Annotated in this window: 13 protein-coding genes; 2 read left to right on the top strand and 11 right to left on the bottom strand. The window is 60.3% G+C overall.

Annotated elements, in window-relative coordinates; genetic code table 11:
• The first annotated feature begins 55 nt into the window (after positions 1-55).
• The gene (locus tag AC1AV0_RS06690; RefSeq protein ID WP_476572390.1) at positions 56-2,521 is read left to right on the top strand and encodes a transglutaminase-like domain-containing protein; all 2,466 of its coding nucleotides are present in this window, start codon (positions 56-58) and stop codon (positions 2,519-2,521) included.
• Here AC1AV0_RS06690 and AC1AV0_RS06685 read toward each other — a convergent pair.
• The 4 genes from AC1AV0_RS06685 to AC1AV0_RS06670 form a co-directional block, all read right to left on the bottom strand.
• Positions 2,482-6,534 (bottom strand): DNA-directed RNA polymerase subunit beta', encoded by a 4,053-nt coding sequence (locus AC1AV0_RS06685; protein WP_476572388.1) that lies wholly within the window; start codon positions 6,532-6,534, stop codon positions 2,482-2,484. The genes AC1AV0_RS06690 and AC1AV0_RS06685 overlap by 40 nt on opposite strands.
• A 52-nt stretch (positions 6,535-6,586) precedes the next feature.
• Positions 6,587-10,117: a DNA-directed RNA polymerase subunit beta gene (gene rpoB / locus AC1AV0_RS06680; RefSeq protein WP_476572589.1), complete on the bottom strand. Its 3,531-nt coding sequence runs from the start codon at positions 10,115-10,117 to the stop codon at positions 6,587-6,589.
• A gap of 245 nt (positions 10,118-10,362) precedes the next feature.
• Complete coding sequence (locus AC1AV0_RS06675) at positions 10,363-11,091, bottom strand: hypothetical protein (RefSeq protein ID WP_476572587.1); 729 nt, start codon at positions 11,089-11,091, stop codon at positions 10,363-10,365.
• 238 nt (positions 11,092-11,329) lie between these two features.
• Positions 11,330-12,289, bottom strand: a complete 960-nt coding sequence (locus tag AC1AV0_RS06670; RefSeq protein WP_476572386.1) for an HhH-GPD family protein — start codon at positions 12,287-12,289, stop codon at positions 11,330-11,332.
• Positions 12,290-12,519: 230 nt separating this feature from the next.
• Here AC1AV0_RS06670 and AC1AV0_RS06665 point away from each other — a divergent pair, with 230 nt between their 5' ends.
• Positions 12,520-13,164, top strand: coding sequence for a tRNA (cytidine(34)-2'-O)-methyltransferase (locus AC1AV0_RS06665; protein ID WP_072723600.1), 645 nt, complete (start codon positions 12,520-12,522; stop codon positions 13,162-13,164).
• A gap of 269 nt (positions 13,165-13,433) precedes the next feature.
• Here the strand turns inward: AC1AV0_RS06665 and AC1AV0_RS06660 are convergent, their stop codons facing one another.
• From AC1AV0_RS06660 to AC1AV0_RS06630, 7 genes are all read right to left on the bottom strand, one after another.
• Positions 13,434-14,798 carry a DUF711 family protein gene (locus AC1AV0_RS06660; RefSeq protein WP_476572383.1) on the bottom strand — a complete coding sequence of 455 codons (1,365 nt, stop codon included), beginning with the start codon at positions 14,796-14,798 and terminating at the stop codon, positions 13,434-13,436.
• Between the two features lie 106 nt (positions 14,799-14,904).
• Positions 14,905-15,177, bottom strand: coding sequence for an ACT domain-containing protein (locus tag AC1AV0_RS06655; protein ID WP_476572381.1), 273 nt, complete (start codon positions 15,175-15,177; stop codon positions 14,905-14,907).
• Positions 15,178-15,277: 100 nt separating this feature from the next.
• On the bottom strand, positions 15,278-16,045 hold the full coding sequence (locus tag AC1AV0_RS06650) for a potassium channel family protein (protein ID WP_476572379.1): 768 nt from the start codon (positions 16,043-16,045) through the stop codon (positions 15,278-15,280).
• A gap of 327 nt (positions 16,046-16,372) precedes the next feature.
• Positions 16,373-17,815 (bottom strand): YfcC family protein, encoded by a 1,443-nt coding sequence (locus AC1AV0_RS06645; protein ID WP_476572376.1) that lies wholly within the window; start codon positions 17,813-17,815, stop codon positions 16,373-16,375.
• Between the two features lie 37 nt (positions 17,816-17,852).
• Entirely contained in the window at positions 17,853-19,343 is a 1,491-nt protein-coding gene (locus AC1AV0_RS06640) for an amidohydrolase family protein (protein WP_476572374.1), read from the bottom strand.
• Positions 19,344-19,436: 93 nt separating this feature from the next.
• Positions 19,437-20,147 carry a GntR family transcriptional regulator gene (locus AC1AV0_RS06635; RefSeq protein ID WP_476572372.1) on the bottom strand — a complete coding sequence of 237 codons (711 nt, stop codon included), beginning with the start codon at positions 20,145-20,147 and terminating at the stop codon, positions 19,437-19,439.
• A gap of 101 nt (positions 20,148-20,248) precedes the next feature.
• The gene (locus tag AC1AV0_RS06630) at positions 20,249-21,094 is read right to left on the bottom strand and encodes a PfkB family carbohydrate kinase (protein ID WP_476572369.1); all 846 of its coding nucleotides are present in this window, start codon (positions 21,092-21,094) and stop codon (positions 20,249-20,251) included.
• Positions 21,095-21,100 lie beyond the last annotated feature (6 nt).

Raw genomic sequence — 21,100 nt, 5'->3', positions numbered from 1 at the left:
GAATACCGCCCGCGGTCGGGCGTTGCAGCAGAGTCGAGCTATCGCTTTGGCATGCGTGATCACAGTCATGCTGCTCGCCGTGGCCAATCTCATCGACGTCTACGGCAGCCTCTCGCAATGGGCGTTGGCGACCATTCCCTCCGTAGTCGCAGGCGCGGCGATCGCGTGGGTCGGCACGCGGCCGGCTTGGAGGCTCTGGTGGCAGTTGGTGCTGCTGGCGACCGCCCAATATGTGCTTGGCCCGATTATCGCCGTGAACCACACCACGGTGGCGCATATACTGCCCACATGGCGCACCTTGGCCTTGGGATGGGAGGCGACGTTCGGATCATTCAAATATCTCATCGCCGTTGAGCCGCCGATTGGAACCGCCGATGGCTCGCTGATGGCCGTATGGACGATCGGCTTGTGGTTCACGCTGCTAACTGGCGTGTTCGCTATCGCCGAGCACGCCTGGATCAATACGCTATCCGCGTTACCAATTGGCTTGGCGGTGGCGGTTTGCGCATGGCTCGGCACCGATTCGGGCTGGCATCGTGCGAGTTGCGGAATTCTGATTGGAATCATACTGATTATCTGGCTGTCGTGGAGATGGCGGCTGCTCGAGTGGAGGCGATGGCGAACAGCGGCAGCCATGCTGGTCGTCGCCGTTGCAGTCGCGGGATCCTGCCCGCTTATGCTGGCACAGCATCGCCTCATTCTGCGCGACGCATACAATCCCCCGTTGGCCCCGATTGCCTATGCCAGTCCGTTAAGCGGTTTTCGCTCCTATATCAAGGATCATCACGATGAGACGCTGCTCACCGTCGAAGGATTGCCCGAAGGCACTCCGATACGGCTTGCGGTGATGGATCATTTCGACGGCACCGTATGGAATCTCGCCGAAGACACGGAATACAGCGGAGCCAAAGAATACAGCGAGGCCAAGGAGCACAGCAATACCAGGGAACACGACGAATCAGGAGAATACAACGAGTCAGAAGAATACAACGAGTCCGTGGAACACGGCAGTTCCATGCAATCCCACGAATATGCTCGGCACGACGGTTCGTCACGCTATCGCCGCGTGGGGGCTCGTATCCATAACGATCAGTCAGGTGAGCCTTTCACCGCCACATTCACCATCGGCTCTGGTTTCGCCGATGTTTGGCTGCCATTGGCCGGAGCCGCCACCGCCGTCGATTTCTCCGATGATGAAGATTTTCGCGCATTCTTCTACAACGTCGACACTGATTCCGGCATACTCTCCCACGGCACAACCGAAGGTATGACCTATACCGAAACCGGCGTGCTTCCCGCCGTCCCCAGCGATGAGGCCATCAATCGGGCGACCGCCACACATATAGACCAACCGCAGGCGTTGGATATTCCCGACGCTGCCGACGAACTCGCCTCGGCTATCGCAGGCGGCCGGGCCAGCGACGGCGAAGCGGCTCGAGCGTTGGCCGCCACGCTTAAAGAGTCCGGCTGGTTCTCACATGGACTCGAAGGCGACTATCCCTCGCTTGCCGGCCACGGCAATTACCGTATCGCCAGCCTGTTGTCCGGCGATGCCATGGTGGGCGATGACGAACAATACGCCTCCGCCATGGCGCTTATGGCCAGAACAATCGGACTGCCCAGTCGCGTGGTACTCGGATTGAGATCAGAAGACGATTCCACAAGCGACCATGGTTCCGCCGTCTCATTCACCGGCGACGATATCACCGCTTGGGTGGAGATCAACCTATCCGGATTGGGTTGGGTGGCGTTCCATCCCACACCCGACGAGGCGAAAACCCCCAACGAGGATCAGACACTCGCGCCTCCCGATCCACAAACTTTGGTGCGTCAGCCGCCGGTGCCGCTCACCGACCCGCTACGGGATACGCCGCAGGTTCGGCCGCACAGTTCGATTACCGGCACCGACGCCGAGAGAAACGAAGACAATCCATTCTGGGAAGAGTTCGCACGTATCGCCATCCGCATCGCCATAATTGGCAGCCCATTGTGGTTCACCATCATCGCGATCTGCAGCATCCTCGCCTTCAATGCCGCTCGGCGTATGCTGGCACGTTGCCGTGGCACACCGCAGCAACGCATTCTCGCAGGCTGGAACATGCTGTGCGATCTCGCCACGAGTGGCGGCGTACCGTTGCGCAATACCCGACGCCATCAGGCGGCCGATATCGTCAATCGCACGCCTCTAAGCGAAGGCATGGCGCAAAGCGTGCGTGCGTTGGGTTATGCGGCTGATTTCGCCGCATTCTCCGGTCAATCGATTCGCACCGGGCAAGCATGCCAGTATTGGCGGCACGTTAATCGCCTCTACGCGATTATGTTGCGCGCGCTCCCCCGAGCCGACCGATGGAAGGCGCGTCTTATGCTGCGAAGACCCCGGTCGAGGAACGGCTCCATGCGTGTTTCCTCGCAGATACGGGCAAGGCCCCGGCATCCCGAGGGAGTGCCGAGGCCTTGTGATCAGCGCGTTAGACGCTTCGCTTACAGAACGTCGCCCAGATCGCCGCCGAGGTCAACCTGACCGCCGGCGTCGTTGAGGAAGTCGTCCGGGTTGAAGTCGTCGCCGAGCTTCAGATCGCCGAAGTCGATGTTGGAGAAGTCCACATCGCTCAGATCGGCATCGGAGAAGTCAGCGCCGGCTTCCATATCGCCACCCAGACCGAAGTTCGGGTAGATGGTGTCGCGGATCGCCTTGTCGGGCTCGACCACGGCATTGCGGTAGCGGGCAAGACCCGTACCGGCCGGGATGAGCTTACCGATGATGACGTTCTCCTTGAGGCCCTTGAGGTCGTCGACTTTCTGGCTCAGGGCGGCTTCGGTGAGCACGCGGGTCGTCTCCTGGAAGGAGGCGGCCGACAGCCACGAATCGGTGGCCAGCGAGGCCTTGGTGATACCCATCAGCGCCGGACGGCCGACGGCGGGCTTGCCGCCGTTCTTCACGGTCGCCATGTTGGTGGAGCGGAAGCGGGCGTTGTCCACCAGCTCGCCGGGCAGCAGATCGGTGTCGCCGGAGTCGATGATGGTGACGCGGCGGGTCATCTGATGCACGATGACCTCGATGTGCTTGTCGTGGATATCCACGCCCTGGGAGCGGTACACGTTGTGCACTTCCTCCACGATGTTCACCTGAGCGGCGCGCTTGCCGAGGATCGTGAGGATCTTCTTCGGATCGACGGAGCCTTCGACCAGCTGGGTACCGGTCTTGACGTGTTCGCCGTCCTTGACGAGCATCGGCACGCGGCGGGACACCTGATACGTGATCGGCTTGATCACGCCCTCCTCGGTCGGAGCGCCGGAGTCGGCGTCCGGAGTGAGGACGATCTGACGACCGCGGTCGTTCTCGGTGACCTTGATGGTGCCGGCGAACTCGGTGATGGGCGCCTCACCCTTCGGGGTGCGGGCTTCGAACAACTCGGTGACACGGGGAAGACCCTGCGTGATATCGGAGGCCGAGGCGACACCACCGGAGTGGAAGGAACGCAGCGTCAGCTGGGTACCAGGCTCGCCGATGGACTGGGCGGCGACGATACCGACGGTTTCGCCGACGTCGACCAGCTTGTTGGTGGCCAGCGACCAGCCGTAGCACTTGGAGCACACACCACGCTTGGATTCGCAGGTGAGCACGGAGCGGCACTTGACCTCTTCGATGCCATGCTCGACCAGCGTGTTGAGCGCGTCCATCGACAGGGAGTCGTCACGCTTGAACAGCACGGTCTCACCGTCGGCCGGGTCGATCACGTCGGCCGCAAGCAGACGGGAGTACGGGCCACCGTCGGCGGCCTTGACCAGCGTCAGGTTGCCTTCGGCGTCGCGATCGGCCACGCGCAGCATGAGGCCGGCCTTGGTGCCGCAGTCCTCTTCGCGCACGATCACGTCCTGGGAGACGTCGACCAGACGACGGGTCAGGTAACCCGACTCCGCGGTACGCAGTGCGGTATCAGCCAGACCCTTACGGGCGCCGTGCTGCGAGATGAAGTACTCCAGCACGGACAGGCCTTCGCGGTAGTTGGACTTGACCGGACGGGGGATGATCTCGCCCTTCGGGTTGGCCACGAGGCCTCGCATACCCGCGATCTGGCGGATCTGCATCCAGTTGCCTCGCGCACCCGACTGCACCATGATGTTCACGTTGTTGGCGTCATGGAAGTTGTCGCGCATGGCCTCGGCCACCTTGTCGGTGCACTCGGTCCACAGGCTGATGAGCTCCTCACGGCGATCCTCCGCGGTGAGCAGACCCATGTCGAACTGGTCGTTGACCTTGGCGGCCTGCTGCTCGTAGTCGGCGATGATCGCGTCGCCTTCCGGCGGGGTGGCGATGTCGGAGAACGACATGGTCACGCCGGACCACGGAGCGCGGGTGAAGCCGAGATCCTTCAGGGCGTCCAGCGTGGCGGCCACCTGCTGGGTGGAGTAACGCATGGCGATGTCGTCGACGATGTTCGACAGACGGCCCTTGGCGACCTGGTCGTTGACGAACGGGTAGTCCGTCGGCAGGGTCTCGTTGAACAGGATGCGGCCGAAGGAGGTGGCGAACAGCACGGTGCCGTCGTGGAAGCGCTCTTCCTTGACGACCTCGGCGCTGCCCGGCTGCGGGTCGACGACCTGCACCTCGCCCGGCTCCCAATCGGTGGGCAGGGTGAAGTCCTGCGGCAGGCGGATCAGCACCTTGGCCTGCATGTCGATCTCGTGCAGGTCGAGCGCCATTTCGGCCTCGTCCAGCGAGGAGAACACGCGGCCCTGGCCCTTGGCACCCTCCACCACGGTGGACAGGTAGAACAGACCGAGGATCATATCCTGCGAAGGCATGGTCACGGTGTGGCCGTCGGCGGGCTTCAGGATGTTGTCGGACGACATCATCAGCGAGCGGGCCTCAGCCTGGGCTTCGGCGCTCAGCGGCAGATGCACTGCCATCTGATCGCCGTCGAAGTCGGCGTTGAAGGCGGCGCAGGCGAGCGGCGGCAGGTGGATGGCCTTGCCTTCGACCAGGATCGGCTCGAAGGCCTGGATGCCCAGACGGTGCAGCGTAGGCGCACGGTTGAGCAGCACGGGATGCTCGGCGATGACCTCTTCGAGCACGCCCCACACCTCGGAGTCGCCGCGGTCGACCAGACGCTTGGCGCTCTTCATGTTCTGCGCGTAGTTGAGGTCCACCAGACGCTTGATGACGAAGGGCTTGAACAGCTCGAGCGCCATCGGCTTGGGCAGACCGCACTGGTGCATGCGCAGGGACGGGCCCACCACGATCACGGAACGGCCGGAGTAGTCCACGCGCTTACCGAGCAGGTTCTGACGGAAGCGGCCCTGCTTGCCCTTGAGCATGTCGGACAGGGACTTGAGCGGGCGGTTCGAGGCGCCGGTGACCGGACGGCCGCGGCGGCCGTTGTCGAACAGCGAGTCGACGGCTTCCTGGAGCATGCGCTTCTCATTGTTGAGCATGATCTCCGGGGCACCGAGCTCGATGAGGCGCTTCAGACGGTTGTTACGGTTGATCACACGACGGTAGAGGTCGTTCAGATCGGAGGTCGCGAAGCGGCCACCGTCGAGCTGCACCATGGGGCGCAGGTCCGGCGGGATGACCGGGATCACGTCGAGCACCATGGCCTCCGGCTTGTTGCCGGTGGTCAGGAAGGCGTTGACGACCTTGAGGCGCTTCAGGGCCTTGGTCTTGCGCTGCTCGGAGGCGTCCTTGATCTCTTCCTTCAGCTCCTTGGAGATGGTCTCCAGGTCGAGGGACTGCAGACGCTTCTTGATCGCCTCGGCGCCCATGCAGCCGTCGAAGTAATCGCCATAGCGGTCCTGCATCTCACGCCACAGATCCACATCGTCGATCATGTCGCCGGGAACAAGCTTCTTGAACTTGTCGAACACGGCGTCCAGACGGGAGATCTGGTCGTTGAAACGCTGGCGGATGGCGGCCATCTCGCGCTCGGCGCCGTTGCGCAGCTTGGCGCGGGCGGGGCCCTTGCCTTCGCCGGTGGCCTCGAGCTCGGCCAGATCGGCCTCAACCTTCTTGGCGCGCTCTTCGATCTCGTTGTCGCGACGGCGTTCCAGCTGCTTGATTTCGGTGTCGAACTCGTCCTGCAGGCCGGGCAGATCCGTGTGGCGCTGCTCGTCGTTGACCTCGGTGACCATGTAGGAGGCGAAGTAGATCACGCGCTCCAGATCCTTCGGGGTCACGTTGAGCAGGTAGCCCAGACGCGACGGCACACCCTTGAAGAACCAGATATGCGTCACCGGGGCGGCCAGTTCGATATGGCCCATGCGCTCGCGGCGCACGCGGCTCTTGGTCACCTCGACGCCGCATCGCTCGCACACGATGCCCTTGAAGCGCACGCGCTTATACTTGCCGCAGGCGCACTCCCAGTCGCGGGTCGGACCGAAGATCTGTTCGCCGAACAGACCGTCCTTCTCGGGCTTCAGGGTACGGTAGTTGATGGTTTCAGGCTTCTTGACCTCGCCGTGGCTCCAACCGCGAATATCGTCGGCGGTGGCGAGACCAATCCTCAGTTTGTCAAAAGCGTTGACATCCAGCACTTGTGTTGTCCTGTCTTTCGTAAATTCGGATACAAGTTCAGATCAGTTCAGATCACTGATATTCGGGCTCGTCGATGATCTGGTCTTCCTTGGCGGACGCGTCGGGGCGAGCGCCGATGTTGAAGCCCAGGTCGTCGGAGGATGAGACGGGATCGTCGTCCTCGTCCTTCATGTCGATGGCCACGCCTTCCGCGTTGAGCACCTCGACGTTCAGGGACAGGGACTGCATTTCCTTCAAAAGCACCTTGAAGGACTCGGGAATGCCTGCCGGCGGCAGGTTGTCGCCCTTCACGATGGCGCCGTAGACGCGCACGCGGCCGTCGACGTCATCGGACTTGGTGGTCATCATCTCGTGCAGCGTGTACGCGGCGCCGTAGGCCTCGAGGGCCCACACCTCCATCTCGCCGAAGCGCTGGCCGCCGAACTGCGCCTTACCGCCCAGCGGCTGCTGGGTGATCATCGAGTACGGGCCGGTGGAGCGGGCGTGGATCTTGTCGTCCACGAGGTGGTGCAGCTTCAGCATGTACATGTAGCCCACGGAGATCGGCTTGCCGAAGGGCTCGCCGGTGCGGCCGTCGAACAGCGTCGCCTTGCCGTCGGGGCCGACCAGACGGTCGCCGTCGCGGTTGGGCAGCGTGGTGGACAGCAGTCCTTCGAGGGCTTCCGGACGCACGCCGTCGAACACCGGGGTGGCCACCGGGGTGCCCGGTTCGGCCTTCTCGGCGCCGGCGGGGATGAGCTTCTTCCACTCGGCTTCCATATTCGGGTCGAGGGAGATGTCCCAGCCGGAGTGCGCGATCCAGCCGAGGTGCAGTTCGAGCACCTGGCCGAGGTTCATTCGCGAAGGCACGCCAAGCGGGTTGAGCATGATGTCGACCGGGGTGCCGTCCGCGAGGAACGGCATGTCCTCCTCGGGCAGGATGCGCGAGATGCAGCCCTTGTTGCCGTGGCGGCCGGAGAGCTTGTCGCCCACCGTGATCTTACGGTGCTGGGCGATGTACACGCGGATCATCTGGTTGACGCCGTTGGGCAGCTCGTCGCCGTCGTCCTCGGCATCCTCGCGGGTGATCTCCTTGACGCCGATGACGGTGCCGGTCTCGCCGTGGGGCACACGCAGGGAGGTGTCACGCACCTCGCGGGACTTCTCGCCGAAGATGGCGCGCAGCAGGCGCTCCTCCGGGGTCAGCTCGGTCTCGCCCTTCGGGGTGACCTTACCGACAAGGATGTCGCCGGCCTCGACCTCGGCGCCGATGCGGATGATGCCGCGCTCGTCGAGGTTGGCCACCGCGTCCTCACCGACGTTCGGCAGGTCGCGGGTGATCTCTTCGGCACCCAGCTTGGTTTCGCGGGCGTCGATCTCATACTCCTCGATGTGGATGGAGCTGAGCGTGTCGTCCTGGACGATGCGCTGCGAGATGATGATGGCGTCCTCGTAGTTGTAGCCGTTCCACGGCATGAACGCGATGAGCAGGTTCTTACCCAGAGCCAGCTCGCCCTTTTCGATGGCGGGGCCGTCGGCCAACACGGTGCCGGCCTCGACGCGCTCGCCGTCCTTGATGATCGGGCGCTGGTTGTAGCAGGTGGTCTGGTTGGAACGCTGGAACTTGGCCAGCTTGTAGCTGGACTGAGTGCCGTCGTCGTTCATCGTGCGGATGATGTCGGCGGAGACGTAGGTCACCACGCCGTCCTTCTCGGCCTTGATCACGTCGCCGGAGTCGTTGGCGGCGCGCCATTCGGAGCCGGTGCCCACCAGCGGGCGCTCGGATTCGATCAGCGGCACGGCCTGACGCTGCATGTTGGTACCCATCAGCGCTCGGTGGCCCTCGTCGTGCTCCAGGAACGGGATCAGGGAGGCACCGAGGGAGACCATCTGGCGCGGGGAGACGTCCATGTAGTCAACCTGGGAGACCGGAACGTCGACCGCTTCCTCTTCGCCGACTCGGGCGAGGGCTTCGGCCTTGACGAAGTTGCCGTCCGCGTCGAGCTCCTGGTTGGCCTGGGCGATCACGTGATCGAGATCGCGGTCGGCGGTCATGTACTCGACCTCGTCGGTCACGCGGCCGTCCACAACCTTACGGTACGGAGTTTCGATGAAGCCGAACGGGTTCACGCGGCCGAAGGTGGCCAACGAGCCGATCAGACCGATGTTCGGGCCTTCCGGGCTTTCGATCGGGCACATACGGCCGAAGTGGGACGGGTGCACGTCGCGCACCTCCATGGAGGCGCGGTCGCGGCTCAGACCGCCGGGGCCCAGGGCGCTCAGACGACGCTTGTTGGTCACGCCGGAGAGCGGGTTGTTCTGATCCATGAACTGGCTCAGCTGGGAGGTGCCGAAGAACTCCTTGATGGTGGCGTTCACCGGGCGGATGTTGATCAGGGACTGCGGGGTGATGGCCTCGGCGTCCTGAGTGGTCATGCGTTCGCGCACGACGCGCTCCATACGGCTCAGGCCGGTGCGCAGCTGGTTCTGGATCAGCTCGCCGACCTGGCGGATGCGGCGGTTGCCGAAGTGGTCGATATCGTCCACGTCCACGCGCAGGTCCACATCCTGGCCGTCGCGCTTGCCCGGGAAGGCGTTCTTGCCGTCATGCAGCGTCACCAGGTACTTGATGGTGGCGATGATGTCTTCCTGATGCAGGGAGCGATCGTTGTAGTCGGTTTCCAGACCAAGCTTGCGGTTGATCTTGTAGCGGCCGACGCGGGCCAGATCGTAGCGCTTGGTGTTGAAGTAGAAGGAGTCGAGCAAGTTCTTGCCGGCCTCCGGAGTGGGGGTGTCGGCCGGGCGGATCTTGCGGTACAGATCGACCAGGGCCTCTTCCTGGGTCTCCAGGGTCTCCTTCTCCAGCGCGTCGAGCACCAGCGGGTAGTCCTTGAACGCGGCGGCGATCTCAGACTTGCTCATGCCGATGGCCATGAGGAACACGATGGCGGACTGCTTACGCTTGCGGTCCACGCGCACCTGCGGCTGGTCCTTCTTGTCCACCTCGAACTCGAGCCAAGCACCGCGGCTCGGGATGATCTTCGCGCCGAAGACTTCCTTGTCGGAGGTGCGGTCCTGCTGGCGGTCGAAGTACACGCCCGGGGAACGCACGAGCTGCGAGACGATCACACGCTCGGTGCCACCGATGATGAAGGTGCCGTGCGGGGTCTGCAGCGGGAAGTCGCCCATGAACACGGTCTGGGACTTGATCTCGCCGGTGTCGCCGTTCTCGAATTCGGCGTTCACGTACAGCGGGGCGGAGTAGGTGTAGTCCTTCTCCTTGCACTCCTGCACGGTGTGGCGGGGCTCCTCGAAGTACGGGTCGGAGAACGTCAGGCTCATGGTCTGGGCGAAGTTCTCGATTGGGGAGATCTCCTGGAAGACCTCGTCGAGGCCGGAGATGTGCGGCACGGTGTTGGTGCCGTTTTCGATGTCTTCCTCGACGCGCTTCTTCCAGCGGTCGGCGCCGATCAGCCAATCAAAGCTGTCGGTCTGCACGCCCAGCAGGTAGGGCACATCGATGGGTTCCTTGATGGAACCGAAGTTCACACGGTCCGAAGCCTTATGCAGTTCGATTTCGCGGCTATCGGCGCGCGCGTACATGGTGGTGTTCGTCGTAGCTTCAGTGGCAGCCAATGGACGTTCCTTATCGCTCGCTAGTCTTTCGGCGGAATTCCGTCGTTTTCCCGGGGAGAGACGCCGGCACGGCCACCATATGCCTGTGCGGGCGCTCATCGTCGTTGGTGGGGTTTATCACCCTGGTCGGCATGCCCGCAATATGACACACCTCATGCAAAGTCACAAGACTACCTGTATACGCGGACATTCCCGCCCGTCGCACGACGGCATCACTGCACGGTGAATACGACTTGGTCGCTGGTCACTTCGGGAACGTCTTTGAGGCTGAGCCGCGCCACATAGGTGCCGGCGTTCACCTTGGGCCAATCCGCCTCATCCGTGCATTCGGTGAGCGTGGCGTTCGCGTTCGTATTCCACGTAATCGTTTGAATATCCTTGTCGCCCTTGGCCATCAGCAGCATGCGCGGGTCGGCCACGCACACATCCGACTTCCAGATGGTCTCCTCGCCGGAGGTGATGGTGAGCACGCGGTTGGAATCCGAACCGTCGACCAGGCAGCTGCCCGACCCTTCATGCACAATCGATGCGGAGAAATCCAATGTGCCGCCAACCGCGACGGATTGCGACTGCACGGTGAGCTGCAGGCTCACGTTCTGCTCCGTGCAATCCTTGGTACCGCTGGATTTCTTGACTTCAGGCACCGCATCGCGCGAAATCGCGTAGATATTGTCATGGTCGATAAGAGTTCCTATGGCGTTCACGCCGCGGGTCAGGCTGTAACAGCAGAACACCACCACCGCGATCACCAACGTCAATGCCACCGCGACCACGATGCGGCGACGGCGATACATCGCCCTCTTCTTTCGAGCCTTCGCGCTGAGCGGCTTGCGCGGCTTCTTCGTTGATTTTCCGCCCAATCCCAGCCGAGCCGCGATGCCCGACTTCTTTGCCGCGGTATTCGAGGAAGCGCGCGCGGCGGCCCCTTGCGGCGTTCCCATCCGACGCGACTGCCCGGTCAAAGCGGCTCGTTTGGACGAGGCACCGGCGTTCGAGGACCTCTTCGATCCAGCCCCGACCCCACGACGGGTATCCGAGGCGCGGCCGGCACTGCTGGCACGGCCGTTCCCCGCGGAACGTGGATTTCTGGTCTGAGGCATACCCACGAGTGTATGCCCTCCTCGCCGCATCCTCATCCGAGACACGGCATCCCTATGTTCTTTTCACAACTCGCCTTCGCTACTGCGGCAAACGCAGCGAGCCGTCGGGGAGGATTTCGATCAGGCCGTCTTCGTCCAGTGAGGCGATGCAGGAGTCAAGCTGCACATGGTCCTTCCACAGCGATTCCACCTGTTCACGTGGCAGTGAGGGTGGCATGGCGTCATGGATTTTCGAGACGGCGGTCGTCATCCGCGACTGCGACGGCGTTTGCAGCGCAGGCAGGCCTCGCAACGCATTCAACACAATGCCGCGCACCTGACGATCGGTGCCTTGGAAACGCTGCCGCGGACGCGTGCGCTTCTCCCCCAGTCCCGGCAGACCGGCCTTGAAGAATAGACACTCCCCCGAAATCGGGCAACGCTCGCACAGCGGCTTCTTCGCCACGCACACCACCGCGCCCAATTCCATCACTGCCTGATTCCACGTCACCGAAGCGGGAACGTCTTGAGGAAGCACGGTATTGGCGAGCGCGCGCTCTTCGGCGCTGGCAGCCCCGCCCATCGACTCCTTGCCGAGGAACACGCGGCTAAGCACACGACGGATATTCGTGTCGATCACCGCGATTCGCTTGCCGAATGCGAAACTCATCACCGCGCTGGCCGTATAGTCGCCGATGCCGGGCAGCGCGACCAGCTGCTCATAGGTTTGCGGCAGTTCGTCGCCGTAGCGTTCGGACACCACTTGCGCACACTCCTGCAACCGCAACGCGCGGCGCGGATATCCCAGCCTGCCCCACATGGTGATGACCTCGGCCGTCGACGCGCCGGCGAGCGCGCTCGCGTCCGGCCATTGCTCCATCCACGCTTGCCAGTATGGCACGACACGGCTCATCTGCGTCTGCTGGCTCATCACTTCGGAGACAAGCACGCCCCACGGCGTCGCGCGCCCGAACCGCCATGGCAGGTCGCGCGCATTCGTCTCCCACCATGCCGCCAGTCGCTTCGCCACTCGCGGCGCGGTGGCTACGGCTGTCGGCATCTCCTCGTCATTCCGGGCAACGGTCGCAACCTGCCCGCCCTCGCCATCTTGGACAGAAACAGCAGACCGCTCCTCTTCATCATTCCGAACAGAAGACGCAACTCGCGTCTCCTCGTCATTTCGAGCGGAGGGCACAGCCCACCCCTCCTCGTCATTTCGAGCGGAGGGCACAGCCCGTAGTCGAGAAATCCCATACGCAGTGTCGTTCATCATTCATATTCTTAGCAGCTATGACGAACGATATGAAACGCCCCGAGGAATCCCAAGTCGGCAAGATGTTCGAATACGGCTACCGCAAATCGAATTACGGTCCGGACGAGCTGGTGACCGACGCGCACGGCAATCCGATCTCCGTGGTCGATGCGATGCTGACGGCAGAGAAGGCCGCGGCGACCGAAACCGTGACGCCGCATCTGTGCTACTACTCGCCGCGCATCCCCGGCAATACCGGTTCCGCGATCCGCCTGTGCGCGGTGACCGGAACGATTCTGCATCTGGTGGAGCCGTTGGGATTCAATCTGCGTGACACCAAACTGCGCCGGGCCGGTCTCGACTATCACGATATGGCGCATGTGGTGTTGCATCCGAATTTCGACAATCTGGTCGAGTCGATGCCGAATTCGCGCATCATCGCGTTCACCGCCCATGCCACCAAGCTGTACACCGAAGTGGAATACCGCCCAACCGATATTCTGCTGTTCGGCCCGGAGCCGGGAGATATTCCCGATCCGATGGATATCATGGCTGGTCCGCATGTGGCCGAACAGGTGCGTCTGCCCATGCGGCCGAGCCTGCGTTCCCTGAATCTCACGAATTGCGCCTCGATCGCCATCTACGAGGCATGGCGTCAGCTGAATTTTGCGGGCGGAAAGTAGTCGAAATCGAGTTTGGTGTGTCCGGATCGCCGGATTAGCCGAAGACCAAAAACAAAAACCGCGGAATTCCGCGGTTTTTGTTTTTAGACACACTGCCTAGTGGCGGGTTCGGACACACCAAACTCGCAATGGCTTCCTTTTCTTCGTCATCCCGAGCGCAGTCGAGGGATCTCGCAAGGTTAGAGATCCCTCGACTGCGCCCTACGGGCTTCGCTCGGGATGACGAAGGACATATCAAACGCCTTCCGCTCGGGATGACGAATGACGTGTCAGTTCTTGAAGCTGTGGATCGGGGCGGGGATGCGGCCGCCACGGGTCACGAAGGCCTCGCAGCTCGTCTGGTTCACCGGCATGATCGGCGCATAGCCCATCAGGCCGCCGAAGTTCGCCATCTCGCCCACACCCTTGCCTTCGACCGGAATGATGCGCACGGCGGTGGTCTTCTGGTTCACCATGCCGATGGCCGCCTCGTCGGCGATGATGCCGGAGATGGTCGAAGCGGTGGTGTCGCCCGGAATCGCGATCATATCGAGACCGACCGAGCACACGCAGGTCATGGCCTCCAGCTTCTCAAGCGTGAGGCATCCGGCGCCGGCCGCGTCGATCATGTTCTTGTCTTCGGAGACCGGAATGAACGCGCCAGACAAGCCGCCGACATACGAGGACGCCATAATGCCGCCCTTCTTGACCTGGTCGTTGAGCATGGCGAGCGCCGCGGTGGTGCCGGGCGCGCCGACCTGCTCCAGACCGATCTTCTCAAGCACCTCGCCCACCGAGTCGCCCACGGCCGGAGTCGGCGCGAGCGAAAGGTCGATGATGCCGAACGGAATGCCAAGGCGACGCGACGCCTCCTGCGCGACCAGCTGTCCCACGCGCGTGATCTTGAACGCGGTGCGCTTGATCGTCTCGCACAGGAATTCGAAATCCTTGCCCTTGGCCGCGTCGAGCGCGCGGGAGACCACGCCGGGGCCGGAGACGCCGACGTTGATCACGGCGTCGCCTTCGGTCACGCCATGGAAGCCGCCGGCCATGAACGGGTTGTCGTCGGGCACGTTGCAGAAGGCCACGAACTTCACGCAGCCGTAGGAATCGTTGTCGGCGGTGCGCTTGGCGATGTCTTTGACGATATGGCCAAGCAGTTCCACCGCGTTCATGTCGATGCCGGTTTTGGTGGATCCGACGTTCACGGACGAGCAGACGATATCGGTTTCGCTCAGCGCCTGCGGCAGCGAGCGGATCAGCAGCTCCTCGGCCGGGGTCATCGACTTGGAGACGAGCGCGGAGTAGCCGCCGATCAGATCGACGCCGACCTCTTTGGCCGCGCGGTCAAGCGCGTGCGCAATCTTCACGAAGTCCTCGGAGGTCTTGCACGAGCTCGCGCCGACCAGCGAGATGGGGGTGACGGTGATGCGCTTGTTCACGATCGGAATGCCGTAGTCGCGTTCGATGGCCTGTCCGGTGGAGACGAGGTCGCGCGCGTAGGTGGTGATTTTGCGGTAGATGTTGTCGCACACCTCGTCCACGGTGTTGGCCGCGCAGTCGAGCAGGCTGATGCCCATGGTGATGGTGCGCACGTCGAGCTTCTCCTGCTCGATCATCTGGTTGGTCTCGTGGACCTCCATGATATTCAGCATGGTGTTTCCTTATATCCCTGTCATTCTGGGCGTTTACTTAATCGTCATTCTGAGTGAGCGAAGCGAATCGAAGAATCTCACTCTTACGCATGACGATGACGATCGATCAGATACGGTGCATCTTCGTGAAGATCTCTTCGCGCTGGCAACGGATGCGCACGCCGATCTGCTCGCCCAGCTGGTCGAGCTCGTCGACGATGGCGCCGAATTCCTCGTCGGCTTCGGTCACGTCGACAATCATCATCATGTTGAAGAAGCCGTCGATGATGGTCTGCGAGATGTCGAGCACGTTGATCTTGCGCTCGGACAGGTAGGTGCAGACGCGCGCGATGATGCCGACCGTGTCTTGGCCGACCACGGTGATGATTGCCTTGTTCATGGTGGGTTCCCTTATCGAATTATGTGTGGACGCATTCAGTATAGGGGTCGGGGTCGCCGCCGCGGCGCGGCATCTCACATCGGCATGCGGAACAAGACCATCATCGCATCCGCTTGTGCAGCTCGACCACGCGGTCGGACAGCATCTCGAGTTTGCGTTCGATTTTGTCAGCCTGCGCGGTGGTGACGGGCGCGGTTTTGTCGCCGTTCAAGCTGATCTCCTTAATCACCCAGGCCGCGCAGGCACCGGTGATCACACCGATCAGGGCGACGCCGGCGATCACCACCGCCACCGTGATGAGTTTGCCTTCCGCCGTCACCGGATAGTATTCGCCGTATCCGATGGTGGTCACGGAGACGAACGCCCACCACAGCGCGTCCGTATAGTTGTCGATCGACGCGCCGGGCACGCCGCGCTCCGCCTCGAGCACGAGCAGCGCGCCGGTGGAGAGCAGCAGCGCGCCCGCACAGGCGATGTAGATGTTGATATGGCCGCGCACCCAGGTGAGCGAGCCGCGGTGCAGCGCGTACAGCGCCGCCACCACGCGCACGAAACGCAGGCCGGGAATCAGCGGTGCGACCAGAATCAGCAGACCGAGAATATGCTTGCTCATCCACTTCCAGCTGTGTTCGGCCACATACATGGTCAGCGCGTAATCCACCGCGTAGAACACCCACAGCATGTCGAGCAGGATTTCGATGGTCAACGCTATCGCCGCGGGCGGCTGGCAGATCACTTCGATCGCATACAGCGCGAGAAACACGACCGCCGAGCCGAGCAACGCCCACCGGTTGCCCTTGTCCCACTGCGCCATCGGCATATCATGCAGAATCTTCGGCACTTTCCGGACCCATTGCACAAACCTCATGCTCTCCACTGTACTAGCGTGTTGTACTATGCCAATGCGTTCATATGCGGTCACTGCCCTAGGCCAACGTTTTACGGTACACTCTGACCGCCATTCTGAGTAGCGAAGCACGTCAAGGAATTCCAATTCGCGCATAAGGCCTCAGTTTCACTCAGCACGACAATAACAATCAAATTCAGCGATTTATGCGAAGCTCTCCTCGCGCCGTCAATGGAAATACAGTTAGGGACAACACTGCTTCGTATGATTACCCTCGCCAACAACGCCGGAGCGGACGCAATCCACTTGGAATCACGTCCGCTCCGATGCTCATCACTCATCAATCGTTTACACAAGCGTGGCTATCCACAGCAGCACCGCGCACACCACAAACAGGATGGCGAAGATTTTCAGACCAACTTTCAGCCACTTGCCAAAGCTGATTCCCGCCACGGACAGACCGGCGAGCAGAACGCCTCCCGTCGGGTTGATGATGTTCATCAATCCATTGCCGAACTGGTTGCTCAGTACAATCACGTCACGATTGACATTCACCAAATCGGCGAGCGGTCCCATCACCGGCATCGTCAGAGCTGCAGAGCCGGACGACGACGGTACGAACAGGGTGAGCAGCGACTGCACGACCAGCAAAATGGTGGTGAACAATGCCTTTGGCAGGTCTCCCAACAGCCCTGCCAAGGCGTTGAGAACGGTGTCAATGATCATGCCATTTTCCAGAATGACCAGAATGGCACGGGCTAGACCGATGATAAACGCAGCATAAACGAAGTCAGCGCAACCGGATACGAAGGCTTCGCACATCTCGTTAATGGAAAAACGCGCCACGAATCCGATAACCAGGCCAATTGCCAGGAACAGCGCACCAATTTCCGTCATATACCAACCCTGGGTGACGATGCCCCATACCATTACGCCCAATCCGATGATAAACAACGCAATGATGATCTTGTCCCGAAGGGAGAACCGTTCAGTTCCCTCAGAAGAAGAGCCGCCTTGGGAAACCTCTCCGAGCAGCCGGGCCTTCAGCTTCAGATCTGTATCGTACACGACGGAAGATTCAGGATTTCTGCGCACCTTAAGCGCATAACGCATTACAAACGCTATGCCAATTCCGGTGAGAATCACCCAATAGACAAGACGCAGCCACAGCAGCGGATTGCCGTGCACGTCAGCCACCCCCTGCGCGATCAGCACATTAAATGGGTTGATGGTGGAGGCGATGTATCCAATCTGACTGGCTACAAAAAGCGTCAGTACGGCGGTCATCGAGTCGAAGCCCATGGTCAGCATGAACGTGATGAAGATGATGAACAAGGGAATAAGCTCTTCGCTCATACCATAGGTGGAGCCACCGGCGGAGATGAGAATCATCATCAACGGAATAACCAGAATGCCCTTGGCTCCAAGGAAGTCAGCAAGCGCCTTAAGCCCACGGTCTATTGCACCGGTTTTGAGTATGATGCCGAACGCACCGCCGAGAATCAGCACGAAGGCAATCACGTCAACCGCCGCGGCGATGCCGTTGCCCGGCGCTTCCAGCACCGCGGTCAGCCCTTGCCGCAAATCACCGTCCCCGGATGTTTTCGCGATTTCTTGGAATGTGCCAGGTACGATAACCGTGCGCTCGGAACCATTAACCATTTCGGCTGTGGTCTCGAATTGCCCACTGGGCACCACCCAGGTGAGCACGGCGCAGACGATGATCAGCGCGAACAGCAATGCATAGCTGTGAGGGAAGCCAATCTTCTTTATACGATCAAGAATAGTCATAATGTTCTCCTCATTGAGATTAAAAAAGGAATGGTGCTCAAGCCGAGTACGCGGTACGGCCGTCAATGACGGTTTCAACCACATGGGCCTGCTTTAGTTCGTTGTCATCCGCCGCGATCAGATCACGATCGAACACAACGTAGGTGGCGGGATTACCACGTTTGAGCTGACGCCTTTGATCCTGTTCGACAGGACCTCCAGTGTGAGTCCAAGCTTCCAAAAGCACGGTTTTGGGCATCGCATATTCAGGGAACCAACGACGACCTGAATCATCGAAGGCCCGATTCGACGCACGCAATATCGATTCCGGCAAACTAGTGACGAACAGCGGACAATCGGTACCGCAGGTCACGTTGACTCGATGGCGAACCAAATTGGTGTATTGGAAGAACGAAGCACCGCTCTCCCCCTCAATCACATTGGGCATGTACGCCTCGTCATATGAAGGGTTAAGTCCCAAAATCTGCGGATATGGTTCAGCGGTGATTCCAGCATCGCCCATGATGCGGGCAGCACAATCGGACACCATCTCCATGTCGCTGATTGAATGATGCACTTTGGGACTGGCATGCCGAGCCAGCAACGCAGCGCAACGCTCGATGGCGCGATCGCCTTCGGCGGTAAGACAGCACGATACCCCTCGCTCAGACAAATAGGCCACATCCGACTCAATCGCATCGTAATCGATGGTCGGGGTAACACTTGAGCCTACATATCGACCATTGATATCGCCAGTCTTGTCCGCGACCACGCCATCCACCATGATTTTCACGCCGCCGAAGCGCACTCGTGGCCCAAACGAACGTTTGAGGTAACGGCCAATCAGCGGTTTGTCGAAGGGTCCTCGCACCGCTTCAATCACCATGCTTGTATCCAAGAGACGTTCACTAATCGCCTCGTGCACGTCGCAATTGTCAAACACGATGTCTTTGATGGAAACCACGCCGCGCGAAAGTAACAGTTCTTCAAAACGTCTCCACATGGTACGCACCAAAGAGGCATTATGAGTCATTTCGTGGATAAGACGCACACGCGACTCAGCGGATAGCTGATCTTCGACAAACCCGTATCGTTCCACAGCCGCGGTGTTCATCCAATATCGCGTGCGATCGGCATCGATGGCGACAACTGGGACATGAGATGGGATTCCGGTCGCATGGTCCAATAAATCCCGGCCGGGAGCGTCACCCCACGCAGCATGGCTCCAGCCATGGGCATACACGGATTCCCCCGGATGGTTCTGTAACCATGCACCAATTAGGTCAAGTGCTTCTTGCGGTGTACTTGTCTGGCTCAGATCAAGTCCGGCATGAGCCGCCATCCATCCGGAGAAGAACACATGGTTGTCATGCAAACCGGGCATGACGAACTGATCGTCGTATTTGACAAGTCTGTCATGCTCACCGATGTTGTAGTCCCAGCCGTGTTCAACACGGGTGATGAATGGGCCGCGAATCTCCAGATATCCAAGAAATGGCTGAGTTCCCGTCCCGTCAAAGATATGACGGGACCTGATTATAGTTCTCATGATTGCTGATTGTCCTTTGACACTAGTGTTCTGTGTCCCAGGATGAGGCATCGTCCCCGGCAGCCGATGCCTGCCAATCAGGCAATCAAACCACTACAGACTGAAAGTGTATGCCTCTCCAAGGCAGTATTGACGTCCAACATGGACCGGCCGATCATCCTGATCGCAAATCAATGTGTCGATGGCGAAGAACGGGGTACCGACAGCAACACGCATTTCACGCGCCAATTCAAAATCGGCGAGCTTCATGCTAAGCAGCGTCGTCTTCGGGTTAACCGGACGAATACCGCGCGCAGTGAGCATGTGGTATAGCGATCCGCTGAGATCTTCCTCCATAAGGAATTCAAACCTAGCGGGATCAAAATAATTGTTCTCCATCATCACCGGAATGCCATCAGCTTTACGCACTCGCTTGATGTACAACACATCAGAGTGAGATGGAATTCCAAGTCGCCGAGCTACGTCATCCGACGCTTGCGTGATTTGTCTCACCAGCACTTCGCTTGAGGCGACTCCTCCCGCACGCTCCACGCTGTCGGTAAAACCCATGACATATTCGATTTTGCGATCAATGCGATGCAATCGTACAAAAGTGCCCTTTCCCTGCCGTTTGATGAGGTAACCCTCCTCAACCAGCTCAGCCACGGCTCTACGCACAGTGATGCGGGAGACACCATATCGATTGCACAACTCGGTTTCTGTAGGAATCTTGTCGTCAACGGCATATACGCCTGATGAGATATCCATCTGCAGTGATGCCTTGATCTGCATATACATAGGCACACTGGCATCTTCTTGCAGCATTTGGACAGCCTCGCTTCCTTGCCGTTAGATGGACAATATGCTTGTATTGTAACCATCGGCAACAGCAATTCGCGTATATGCCGTTCCACGGCACCTGTCCGTTATTCGATGGGAGTCTCGAACCCGAATGATCCTTTGAGCTGAACCGCTTGGCCCGCAAAAGATTGTCCGTCTCGCATGCTCTCCTCGACACTCTTGTTCTCCAGCACATGGGATAACAGGAATGCGGTAAGGAATGCGTCTCCCGCCGCCATGGTGTCGACCGCTTCGATGAATTTCGGTTCAAGTTCATAGAAGCGCTCGCCATCATACATAATCGTTGATTCGGCACCGCGAGTAGCGGAAAGCAGCTTGGTCGTCCCCTCACGGAACAGCGCACGCAACAGCACTTTGATTTGCCCCGTCATCATGCCGCTCAAAGAGAAGAAACCGTACTGTACATATCCCAGAGCCTGATCAATGTTCTCAGGTTCGAATTCGTCGGAGAAATCGTAGGAAATAGGCACACCAAGCTTGCTCACCGCAGGGAGAACATGATTAGCATGTCCCCAGATTCCCATATGGATCAAGTCAAAACCACCAATGTATTCAAGGTCTCCCGGCTGCAAAGCAATCGGGCACTCACCAGCCACACCACCCTCATTGCTACCAATGAAGACGCGGTCACCATCCACGATATTGACCTTGGCGCAACCGTTGGCGCCTTCATGCTCTTGGCAACGGCTGCGATCGATTTGCATGTGGTCGATGCTGTCTTTGACATGCTGCGCGTTACGATCGGAACCAAACACACCCATAAAGGCTGAGGAATAGCCCAGCTGCCGAGCGAACGCCGCAAAATTCAGCGCGTTACCGCCAGGATACATGACATTAAGGTTGACATACTGATCAACAACCTGATCTCCTAGGCCCAAGACCTTCTTGTCGAGAGAAATACTGTTATTCATAATGCC

The sequence above is a fragment of the Bifidobacterium sp. LH_558 genome, assembly GCF_056356295.1.
The sequence above is the reverse complement of the archived record's forward strand: the minus strand, read 5'-3'. Positions and strand labels throughout refer to the sequence as shown.

Coding starts and splice junctions, on each gene's coding strand:
- rpoB (WP_476572589.1), bottom strand. CDS start 10,117: ATGTACGCGCGCGCCGATAGCCGCGAAATCGAACTGCATAAGGCTTCG.
- AC1AV0_RS06675 (WP_476572587.1), bottom strand. CDS start 11,091: ATGGGAACGCCGCAAGGGGCCGCCGCGCGCGCTTCCTCGAATACCGCG.
- AC1AV0_RS06670 (WP_476572386.1), bottom strand. CDS start 12,289: ATGCCGACAGCCGTAGCCACCGCGCCGCGAGTGGCGAAGCGACTGGCG.
- AC1AV0_RS06665 (WP_072723600.1), top strand. CDS start 12,520: ATGACGAACGATATGAAACGCCCCGAGGAATCCCAAGTCGGCAAGATG.
- AC1AV0_RS06660 (WP_476572383.1), bottom strand. CDS start 14,798: ATGCTGAATATCATGGAGGTCCACGAGACCAACCAGATGATCGAGCAG.
- AC1AV0_RS06655 (WP_476572381.1), bottom strand. CDS start 15,177: ATGAACAAGGCAATCATCACCGTGGTCGGCCAAGACACGGTCGGCATC.
- AC1AV0_RS06650 (WP_476572379.1), bottom strand. CDS start 16,045: ATGAGGTTTGTGCAATGGGTCCGGAAAGTGCCGAAGATTCTGCATGAT.
- AC1AV0_RS06645 (WP_476572376.1), bottom strand. CDS start 17,815: ATGACTATTCTTGATCGTATAAAGAAGATTGGCTTCCCTCACAGCTAT.
- AC1AV0_RS06640 (WP_476572374.1), bottom strand. CDS start 19,343: ATGAGAACTATAATCAGGTCCCGTCATATCTTTGACGGGACGGGAACT.
- AC1AV0_RS06635 (WP_476572372.1), bottom strand. CDS start 20,147: ATGCTGCAAGAAGATGCCAGTGTGCCTATGTATATGCAGATCAAGGCA.
- AC1AV0_RS06630 (WP_476572369.1), bottom strand. CDS start 21,094: ATGAATAACAGTATTTCTCTCGACAAGAAGGTCTTGGGCCTAGGAGAT.